We start from the raw sequence: 10599 nt of genomic DNA on the forward strand, positions 1-10599 counted from the left end.
CGAAGGAAGCGGCTGAAGTCGTGCCCGCGGAAAGCGTCCGCCTGGAACGGAAATCAACAAGGGTTGTTTCAACTTATAAAGATTTTCGAAAGGAGTACAACAAGAATGGATTACTTTGATCGATTTGCCATACCCCATCCAAGCCCCGCAATATACGCTTCGATGGTCGCCATTGGTCTAACGATGATTGCGATAGTCATAGGCTTGACCTATTTCAAGAAATGGGGATATTTATGGAGCGAATGGCTAACGACTGTTGACCATAAACGAATCGGTATTATGTATTTGATCTCCGCCTTGCTTATGCTGTTCCGTGGCGGAGTTGACGCACTAATGATGCGGGCGCAAACAGCAGTACCCGACAACAAGCTGCTAGATGCCCAGCATTATAATGAAGTTTTCACGACACATGGGGTCGTCATGATCATTTTCATGGCAATGCCGTTCATATACGCACTTATGAACTTAGTTGTACCTTTGCAAATCGGGGCACGTGATGTAGCGTTCCCACGTTTGAATGCACTCAGCTTTTGGTTGTTCTTCATGGGAGCGATGTTATTTAACATCTCATTCGTGATCGGGGGTTCTCCTGACGCAGGATGGACTTCTTATTTCCCGCTTGCCGGGAATGACTTCAGTCAATCCGTAGGAACGAACTATTATTTGATAGCGATTCAGATTGCCGGTATCGGAACATTGATATCAGGTATTAACTTTATTGCTACGATATTCAAAATGAGAGCACCAGGCATGAAATTGATGAAAATGCCAATGTTCACATGGACTGCTTTAATTACAAATGCGATTGTAGTTTTTGCATTCCCAGTACTGACGATTACTCTTCTACTTGGAACGATGGATCGGCTATTCGGCACACATATCTTCTCGATGACAAACGGCGGAATGGATATGCTTTGGGCGAACTTGTTCTGGGTCTGGGGACATCCTGAAGTGTATATTCTCGTATTGCCGGCATTCGGTATATACAGTGAAGTCATTTCCACGTTCTCACGTCGAAACCTTTACGGATATAAATCAATGGTCGCTTCAATTGTGATCATTTCATTCATGTCTTTCCTTGTTTGGATGCACCATTTCTTCACGATGGGGCAAGGACCGCTTTCCAATAGTATTTTCTCTATCACGACGATGGCAATTGCGATTCCGACCGGTATAAAGATCTTTAACTGGCTGCTAACGATGCGGAAAGGGAAAATCGAATTTACAGTACCGATGCTGTATTCAGTAGGTTTCATCCCGATCTTCACAATCGGTGGGGTTACTGGCGTCATGCTCGGTATGGCAAGTGCCGACTATCAATACCATAATACGATGTTCTTGGTCGCTCACTTCCACTACACAATTATCCCAGGTGTCGTATTCGCGATGCTTGCAGGTCTTACGTATTGGTGGCCGAAAATGTTCGGCTTCATGTTAAATGAGCGAATCGGGAAATGGGCTTTCTGGTTTGTCGCAATTGGATTTAACGTCACATTCTTCCCGATGTTCTTCACAGGACTCGATGGGCAAGCAAGAAGGATGTACACGTATTCTGAGGCAACTGGATTTGGACCTTTGAATATGCTTTCCTTTGCAGGAGCGATTGGCCTGGCAATCGGATTTGCATTAATCGTCTATAACGTCTATTACAGCACACGTCATGCTTCTCGCGATATCGGGTCTGATCCGTGGAATGCGCGTACACTTGAATGGGCAACGCAAACGCCAGTCCAGTCGTATAACTTTGCGCGGACGCCTCAGGTCGATTCGATCGAAGCATTTTGGGATTATAAGAAAAATGGGAAACCGTTATTCAAAGGCGAAATCGAAAAGATTCATATGCCGAACAATAGTGGTATGCCGTTTATCATGAGTTGCATATTTTTCGTGTGGGGCTTTTCACTCGTATTTAGCATGTGGATCCCTGCTATCATTACGACGATTGCCATCTTTGCTTGCTTGGCGCATCGTTCATTTGAAAAAGACGATGGACATTACGTATCTGTTGAAGAAATCGAAGCTACGGAAAAAGATTGGGAGGTGTTAGCTGATGAAAATAGATAACTCGCTTCCTCTTGAATATGGAACTGAACAAAATAAGATGAATATTTTTGGATTTTGGATTTTCATCGGTGCGGAAGTGATGCTCTTTGCAACACTTTTCGCCACCTATTTCACATTAGAACACCGTACGGGAAGCGGACCGGCTGGATCGGAAATATTTGAACTTACGCCGGTTCTTATTGAAACGATTGTATTGTTAACGAGTAGTTTCATGATTGGTCTAGGCGTTCATGCAATGAGAATTGGACGAAAGAATGCGATGATTACATTCTTTTCGATTACATTGTTGCTTGGTCTCGTGTTCCTAGGTGTTGAAATATATGAGTTCACGCACTATGCGCATATCGGGGCGGGACTCCAAGTGAGTGCTTTCACAGGTATCTTATTGACGACATTAGGTACGCATGGAGCTCACGTTACAATTGGTCTCTTCTGGGGATTGTTCATTATCCTGCAAGTGAAAAAGCGCGGCTTGACGCCTCAAACGGCTAATAAGGCATTTATCTTTTCGCTTTACTGGCATTTCTTAGATGTTGTCTGGATCTTCATTTTCAGCTTCATCTACTTGAAAGGAATGATGTGACATGAGTGAATTATTCCCGCGTAAACAAGTGATGGGTTTTGTCTTTTCATTGGTACTTACAGCTGCTGCCTTGACCGTCTATTTCTTGGATGTGTCTTTTACGGTAGGAATAACGATTCTTTTGGCTACGGCTTTCGTGCAAGCGGCAGTGCAACTGGTCGGGTTCATGCATGTAGGGGAAAATGAGGATAAAACGATGATTTACATGAACATCTATTATGGCCTCGCCATTGCGTTGTTCACGATTTTTGGCACATTATTGATTATGGTTTGGGATATGTGATATATGCCTGAAATAGGATTTCCGCTTCAGGCGGACGCCTTCCGCTTCAATCCTAGAATCAATCTATACCAAATTTAGTTAGAAAACGAAAGGGAGCGCCCGTTATGGGTGCTCCCTTTTAAATACTTATCGGACAAGTTGCCGTTTCACTTTTTCCTGCATTTCTTCTGTTGCGACGAAGAAGACGCCCATTAGGAAAATGAAAATAGCCCCCATTACTGTACCGATTCCAATGCCAGTGATTGCACTGTAATCGCTTACGAAAAAACCGTACAAGAATATGGAGATTCCGATGGTAAGAACTGTGAACCCGACAACTTTAACAGCATTTAATATTTTCAATTTGGATTCCATTACCAACACTCCTTTTCTTTATTATTGACTTTGTTCACAAAGTTGTCAAATGTTTTTTTCGGACTATTTAATTCAATACCCGGTTTATCTATTGAATATACGAATTTAGCACCGAAAAGGGACTTAATGTCTACTATTGTTATTCGCAGAGCAAGAGAAACGTCGAAAGAATACAGGGAATACATACCAAGTGTATGGAAGCCGTGCGTAAACACAGTTTTAAATGGTAAAATAGAAGAGTCGTTAATTTTTTGAAGGAGTGTTAATATGGTAGGTCGTAATGAGCCATGCCCATGCGGCAGCGGCAAGAAATATAAGAAGTGTTGTGCAAAAAAGCAAGTCGTATCGATGGAAAAGGTTCAAATGGATGAGCTTGAGCGTGTATTGCAAACATTTTATGAAGAGTATCCGGAACGTAAGAACATACATAGCTATCTGGAGTTGGTCAACAGTTGGAAACAACCTTTACAAAAGTATTTGCCGGAAGAAATGATTGAGGCAATCGTTCTGGATGAATTCTTTTTCCACCATCGTCCCGATATTTGGCAAGGTTATTTGGAGAAGCAAAAGAAAAAGCAACTTCGTCCTTCAGTGTTAACTGTTTTGAACGGTTGGCAGCAACCCCGTGCATTCATCGGTGAAGTTACAGGGGTGGATGATGCTTATCTGACGGTAAAGCTTATCTTTGGAGATGAAACGATTCGTCTGAAACGGGAAAGTGAGAAGCCTGTTCCGGTTGGTGTCCATCTGTATTGCTTCATATTGCCAGATGGAACTGATGAGGAAAATCATTATTTGGCAGTGTCGAGTCTTATCTTTTTCCCAACGGATCATGCTGATGCCCTGAAAGGATTTGCCACGAAATATGCATCCCGAACGGAAGAAACGGTCGACTCATTCTTAAAGGAAAATGCCATTCAATTTTGGAAACTACTCGGGGAAGATGGATATGAGGGCGGAGAATTCACAAACTTTGAAGTTGGAGTGCTCGTGCATGTCATGGAATTTTTAGAGAAACACGAGCGAAGTTCCGAGGAACTATTGGAACTTGTAGAAGATTTCTTGGTGGAACAGCAACCAAATGCAAGGAAGGAAGTAGCGATTGCTGCAGGGGCTATCCGATTTGGACAAGAACAAGGATTTTTTGAACCGCTTGCCATGAGTTTCAAAGAAATTGCAGAATGGTTTGAAGTATCACCTTCTTCAATGAGCAAGTATACAAAAGAATTATTCGAATACAAGAGTGGGAAATAAGTTTAGGATGAAAAGCTGCCTCGGCAGCTTTTTTCTCTTTAATGAATATCTTCAGCTAATGAGCAATGCGTCTAGACATTGCATATTATATAGCATATGGTCATTAGTAATGGAGGTGGAAATTGATGGATTTTCAATCTTTCAGCGGCAGAGTGATACGGATAGACGACTTTCCAGGCAGGCATAATGATCCGCTAACTGGCTGTTACAAATTATTTACAGTGCAAGACCGAAATGGTTCAGTTGTGAATTTTGTTATCGAGCCGGAAACTTACTTTGTAGACCATGCTTTGGTGAAGGTGGGTGACCGTGTAACAGGTTATTATGATGCGAACGCGCCTGCTCCACTCATTTATCCTCCACAGTATCGTACAATTGTCATGGCTAAAGATCGATCAAATCAATTTGTGAAAGTAGATTTCTTTAACAATCAACTCATTAGCAGTGATGGCAGTTTGAAATTGAATTTATCAAGGGACACAGAGATGGTTCTTGAAAACGGGCAGGCATTTACACTGTATCCTGCAAACCGTGATCTTGTTGTCATCTATGGTGCAACGACCCGAAGTATTCCAGCCCAAACGACACCGAATAAAATTATAGTCCTATGTTAGGGATGTGAGCATCTATCGCGTTCATCGCATAGATGCTTTTATTGGTTGGCACGATACCAAATATAGTATGTAGACTGCAACATTTCTTGGCATGTACACGTCTTGCTCTATGTGAAGAATTAGATTGGAAGGAGGAGCTATGGGTTTAATAAGTACATATGTCATCAACATGTTAGGATATATGATTGTCGCGTTTCCATTGTATTTGATTGTGCGACTAGTCATTTTGAAAAAAAGAAAGAAGCCGGTTAAGAAATCGCAAGAAGTAATACTTGCCCTATTTGTTCTTTATCTAGTAGGCTTGGCTTCTCAGACGATCATGCCGAAGTGGAATATGGGTGTAGATGTAAGTACAGGCGAATTCTTTTTCGACGTTTACATGTCTAATCAGCTCGCGCATGTCAATACAACACCTTTTCACACAATTACCAGTTATATGCAAGTGAATGAGCATACAGATGGTTGGGATAGTATTTCGAATCTCAATCTATTGGGGAATGTGTTTGTCTTTTCTCCGATTGGATTTTTCATACCTCTGTTATGGCGGAGGATGGACTCGTTCAAAGTAATCTTCTTCATCGGATTAAGCGTTACTTGTATTATTGAAAGTATTCAATATTTCATCGGACGCAGTTCGGATATTGACGACGTTATTTTGAATACAGTCGGTGTTGTGATCGGGTATTGGGCGTATATTCTCTATAAGGGCATCGTTAAATTGTTTCGTGTAGGAAGGCGATTTACATATTGACGATGTATTGTCATTCTGTTATGATAAAAACAACTTTTAGAAAGTGGGTGATGTTTTATGGCGAAAATCAATAAGGCTATTGCACAAATGATCGGACCCATAATTTCACCTGCCATGCCATCGTAATAGGCATGTTTCTTCTATTATGCGCGTGAAAGCATGGTGTCCGATCCGGAACCATGCTTTTTTATATTCACAAACATAATAGGAGGATTACACTTGATTAATTTAAAAGAATACGGTTGGAATGAAATACATGAAGAGAATTTGAATGCATTAAAAGATGAATTAAAGGCTGACAATTACGTTGCAGGACGCGTCACGCTTGAACATAAACGGATGTACCGCGTAATTACGGCGGAAGGGGAATGGCTTTCTGTCTGCTCGGGAGCATTTCAACATGAAGCATTCGAAAGACGGGACTTTCCTGCAGTAGGAGATTGGGTCGCTGTTGAAAGAATGCCCGGTGAAGAAAGAGGGATCATTCACGCAATCCTTCCACGCACATCCCTGTTTTCTAGAAAGTCTGCTGGGACTACAATTTCCGAGCAAATCATCGCAGTGAATGTCGATATCGTTTTCCTTGTCATGTCGATGAACCATGATTTCAACGCGAGAAGACTGGAACGTTATCTAGTTGCAGCATATGATTCCGGGGCGACGCCTGTTGTTGTCTTGACGAAAATGGATGTAAGCGATGATCCTGACCATTATTTAGAGTTGGCAAGGGAGCTTTGCTTCGGTACGGATGTATTCCCAGTGAGCAATACGACTGGGGAAGGGATTGAAAGAATAACGGCCTTATTGGAAAACGGCAAGACAGCGGCGTTATTAGGATCGTCCGGCGTAGGGAAATCATCGCTTGTCAACTCGATTTGTGGTGAAGAAACGATGGCGGTGCAAGATATACGCGAAGATGATGCAAAAGGCAGGCATACGACGACCCACCGGGAGCTTATTAAAATCCCAACAGGGGGAGTGCTCATCGACACGCCAGGGATGAGAGAATTCCAATTGTGGAATGAAAGCGAAAGCCTGGACTCCGGTTTTAAGGATATTGAGGAGCTGTCAACTTCGTGCAAATTCGGGGATTGCCGCCATGAAAGTGAGCCGGGCTGTGCGATTCGGAATGCGCTCGAAACGGGGGAGTTAACTAGGGAACGGTATGGTAACTACGTTAAGCTCCAAAAAGAAATCGCGTTCCTCGACCGTAAAATGAATCGTCAAGCGCAAGCAGCTGAACGAGATAAGTGGAAAAAGGTTACAAAAGGAATGCGCAAGCATCCATCTAAGAAAAAATAATCTATTGCAAAAGCGGAAGTGAAGGATGTATTATCCTTTGCTTCCGTTTTTACATTGCCTCCTCTATTCGCAGTTTTATATTTCTAAATAATCCACTTGTTTTAGTATAGTAAATAAATTATACTATATTAAAACTTAGGTGTTTTGAGAGGAGGTGTAAGAGTGAGAGTATTCGATTTACATTCGGATTTGTTTACCGATATTGCTTATCGGCGGGGGAAGGGTGAAACACATGTGTTTGACCGGATTCATTATCCGAAATTGAAAAATGGGTTTGTCGATGCCGTCATATGTGTATTTTGGGTAGAACCCGCATTTCGGAATGACCCTTTTGCAAGGTTTAAGGCACTCTATCAATATGTAATGGAAGATTTGAAGGAATCAGCCCATGTGAATATTTGTGTATCGACAACCGATATGGTAGATTCCTGTAAAACAGGAAAAATCAATATCTATTTAGGGTTGGAAGGACTAACTTTTCTTGAGAGTTGGGGAAGGCAGGACCTCCACGCAAACGTAGAAAGCGCTTTCCCGGAACTCCATGCAAAAGACTTTAGGCATGCGATTTATGCGTGGAACGAAACAAATTTTCTTGCCAGCGGAACTGGCTCTTATAATGAGGCAATACATAAAGGATTGACGCAGCACGGTAAGGAAGCGACACGACTGGCGAATAAGCAAAATTGGATTTTAGATGCTTCCCATGCTGATGAAAAATCTTTTTGGGAACTATATCATTTAAGTGATCAGCCAATCATAGCTTCACATAGTAATGCCAAGGCACTTTGCGCGCAAGATCGAAATCTTACAGATGAACAAATGAAAGCAATTGCAAGTAGGGGAGGCATTATCGGCTTGAATGCCTATTTCGAGTTCATCGATGAAGAAGCCCCAACAGTGAATCGTTTCATCGATCATGCCGTCTATATCGCTGATTTAATTGGACCGGAGCATGTTGCATTCGGCTTCGACTTTATTGACTTTTTGGAACATCATGAGGTTGGCGATTCATTTGAAGGGTTGACGCCAGGTTTGGAAACTGTTGAGAAGGTGCCGGAGCTTTTATTGAAAATGGAGAAACGGGGCTTTTCTACAAAAGAATTGGAAGGCATCAGTTTTACAAATGCCTTTTCTTTTCTAAGCAAGCAATTAAAGGGATAAAAATTGGGGGAATGAAAAATGGAGAAAACACTTATCCAACCGGATGATATGATCACTCTATGGGGCATTATCGTCGTATGGGCAGCCGTTAGTATTTTTTTAGAACAGCGGTTTAGTTGGGCGAGTAAGATATCAGGGGCGATCATTGCCCTTGTCGGTGCAATTGTTTTATCGAATACGGGAGTCATACCGACGGAATCTCCGGTATATGACGCGATATGGGCATTCATTATTCCGCTTGCTATACCATTATTGCTTTTTCATGTAAACTTCAAAAAGATCTGGCAGGAAAGTGGTCGTATGCTCATTATTTTCTTGCTAAGTTCTATTGGAACGGTCGCAGGAACAATCATCAGCTTTTTCTTATTAAAAGATCATATTCCGTATTTAGATAAAATCGGTGCGATGATGAGCGCGTCATACGTTGGCGGCGGCGTCAACTTTGCTGCGATGGCTGGGAAATTCGAAGCGCCTGGTGAAATGGTTTCTGCAACAATTGTTGCCGATAATCTAATGATGGCAATTTATTTCGTTGTTCTAATGATTATTCCGACGATGGCATTTTTCCGAAAACGCTTTGCTCATCCGCATGTTTTGGAGGTCGAGGCTGGAAAAGGGGAGAATGACGGTAAAACACTTGCGGAAAGTTTTTGGGCACGTAAAGATATTTCGCTAAAGGACATGGCGTTATCCGTTGGAACAGCGTTTTTCCTCGTAATTGTTTCTTTTAAGATTGCAGCATTTTTAGATGGGGTTATTCCATCCGGAGAAGATGTATCCTTCTTTATGAATTTATTGAATGGTTTATTTGGAGACAAATATTTAGTATTGACGACGATTACATTTTTAGCGCTCGCATTATTCCCAAGATATTTTGAGGGGATTAATGGCAGCCAGGAAATCGGTACACTGCTAATTTATCTATTCTTTGTCGTTATCGGAGTTCCGGCGTCCATTCCTTTGATCATTCAAAACGCACCGCTGCTATTGATTTTCGTTGCAATCATCGTTATCGTCAACATGATCATTTCTCTCGTAGCAGGGAAACTGTTCAAGTATAACCTTGAGGAAATTCTTCTAGTGAGCAACGCAAACATTGGCGGGCCGACAACAGCAGCCGCGATGGCGATTGCGAAAGGGTGGAAGAACTTAATAGGGCCAATTCTAGTAGTTGGAACGATTGGATATATAATTGGCAACTACATCGGCACGACATTAGGATTATGGTTTGCGACACTACTATAAGAGGAAGCCTGGCATAGTGAGACTGCCAGGCTTTTCATATGGTACTATGTAGTAAATGAATTTAAATGAGGCGGGTACTATGTTTGATGGTCAAAAAGTGAAAAAAATGCGTTCGGAACAGAAACTTTCTTTGAAAGATCTTTCGGACAAATCGGGCGTCAGTGTCAGCATGATTAGTCAAATCGAACGAAGGAATGTGGATCCGACGTTAACAACTCTTTACAAGTTGTGCAAAGGCTTGGATGTCTCAATTTCTACATTATTGGGTGCCGATGAACAGGCGGTACAGCTGGTCCGAAAAAGTGAACGGAAGTCGATCAATTTCCCTCAGTCAAATTCAAAATACGAGTTGCTGACTCCTATAAATGAGGGGACGATTGAAATGATCATGATTCATTTGGAGCCTGGACAAGTGGATCAGCAGCTTGTCGAGCATTCAGGTGAAGAGTGCGGATATGTTGTGAAAGGTGAGATGACAATCGTACTTGGAGATGTAGAGCACATCTTATACGAAGGGGATAGTATCCGCTTCAAAAGTGCGACGCCCCATCGTTTTTTCAATCATTCACAGGAAACCGCCATTTCAGTGTGGGCGATGACAGGACGGGTTCTATAAGTGTTAAGCAGGGGAACATCATTAGATGTCTTCTGCTTTTTTTTATGCCAACGTAACGTAAGGAATTCAATACTAAGATAGCCCACGTCTCCGCGTCCAAAGGTGTCCGTTCCGCGTCCAAAACCCCGCCTCGCGCGTCCAAAGGTGTCCGTTCCGCGTCCAAAACCCCGCTTCCCGCGTCCAAAGACGTCTGTCCTGCGTCCAAAACTCCGCCTCGCGCGTCCAAAGCCGTCCGTTCTGCGTCCAAAGCCGTCTGCACTGCATCAAAATCCCACCGTCCCCCTTAGCATGAGTTAAATTCATGACAAAAGTCATCTCAATACATGACAGAGCATACTGAAAAAAACGTTTTCATTCCCCTATTATTGTAAT

Annotated in this window: 11 protein-coding genes; 10 read left to right on the forward strand and 1 reads right to left on the reverse strand. The window is 42.4% G+C overall.

Annotated elements, in window-relative coordinates:
• Positions 1-105: 105 nt before the first annotated feature.
• From qoxB to qoxD, 3 genes are read left to right on the forward strand one after another with little or no spacing between them, the layout of a single operon-like run.
• Positions 106-2064: a cytochrome aa3 quinol oxidase subunit I gene (qoxB, locus tag SLU01_RS10375; protein WP_147057996.1), complete on the forward strand. Its 1959-nt coding sequence runs from the start codon at positions 106-108 to the stop codon at positions 2062-2064.
• On the forward strand, positions 2051-2647 hold the full coding sequence (qoxC, locus tag SLU01_RS10380; RefSeq protein WP_147057998.1) for a cytochrome aa3 quinol oxidase subunit III: 597 nt from the start codon (positions 2051-2053) through the stop codon (positions 2645-2647). Before qoxB ends, qoxC begins: the two co-directional genes overlap by 14 nt.
• A gap of 1 nt (position 2648) precedes the next feature.
• Positions 2649-2930 (forward strand): cytochrome aa3 quinol oxidase subunit IV, encoded by a 282-nt coding sequence (qoxD, locus tag SLU01_RS10385; RefSeq protein ID WP_147058005.1) that lies wholly within the window; start codon positions 2649-2651, stop codon positions 2928-2930.
• Positions 2931-3056: 126 nt separating this feature from the next.
• On the opposite strand, the gene SLU01_RS10390 is transcribed toward qoxD, so the two are convergent.
• Positions 3057-3284, reverse strand: a complete 228-nt coding sequence (locus SLU01_RS10390; protein ID WP_147058007.1) for a DUF2207 domain-containing protein — start codon at positions 3282-3284, stop codon at positions 3057-3059.
• Positions 3285-3551: 267 nt separating this feature from the next.
• Here SLU01_RS10390 and SLU01_RS10395 point away from each other — a divergent pair, with 267 nt between their 5' ends.
• The 7 genes from SLU01_RS10395 to SLU01_RS10425 all read left to right on the forward strand — a co-directional run bounded on the left by SLU01_RS10395 (position 3552) and on the right by SLU01_RS10425 (position 10227).
• The gene (locus tag SLU01_RS10395) at positions 3552-4538 is read left to right on the forward strand and encodes a YecA family protein (protein ID WP_147058009.1); all 987 of its coding nucleotides are present in this window, start codon (positions 3552-3554) and stop codon (positions 4536-4538) included.
• A 122-nt stretch (positions 4539-4660) separates the two neighbouring features.
• A complete protein-coding gene (locus tag SLU01_RS10400; protein ID WP_147058011.1) occupies positions 4661-5152 on the forward strand; it encodes a hypothetical protein in 492 nt (163 codons plus the stop codon).
• A gap of 139 nt (positions 5153-5291) precedes the next feature.
• The gene (locus tag SLU01_RS10405) at positions 5292-5903 is read left to right on the forward strand and encodes a VanZ family protein (RefSeq protein WP_147058013.1); all 612 of its coding nucleotides are present in this window, start codon (positions 5292-5294) and stop codon (positions 5901-5903) included.
• A 222-nt stretch (positions 5904-6125) separates the two neighbouring features.
• Complete coding sequence (gene rsgA, locus SLU01_RS10410) at positions 6126-7205, forward strand: ribosome small subunit-dependent GTPase A (protein WP_147058031.1); 1080 nt, start codon at positions 6126-6128, stop codon at positions 7203-7205.
• A 162-nt stretch (positions 7206-7367) separates the two neighbouring features.
• Positions 7368-8366, forward strand: a complete 999-nt coding sequence (locus tag SLU01_RS10415) for a dipeptidase (protein WP_170232668.1) — start codon at positions 7368-7370, stop codon at positions 8364-8366.
• Between the two features lie 18 nt (positions 8367-8384).
• Positions 8385-9611 (forward strand): DUF819 family protein, encoded by a 1227-nt coding sequence (locus SLU01_RS10420; RefSeq protein WP_147058017.1) that lies wholly within the window; start codon positions 8385-8387, stop codon positions 9609-9611.
• 79 nt (positions 9612-9690) lie between these two features.
• On the forward strand, positions 9691-10227 hold the full coding sequence (locus SLU01_RS10425) for a helix-turn-helix domain-containing protein (protein ID WP_170232669.1): 537 nt from the start codon (positions 9691-9693) through the stop codon (positions 10225-10227).
• Positions 10228-10599: the final 372 nt, after the last annotated feature.

Origin of the sequence: Sporosarcina luteola, from assembly GCF_007991495.1 — a bacterium.
GTDB classification, from domain to species: domain Bacteria; phylum Bacillota; class Bacilli; order Bacillales_A; family Planococcaceae; genus Sporosarcina; species Sporosarcina luteola.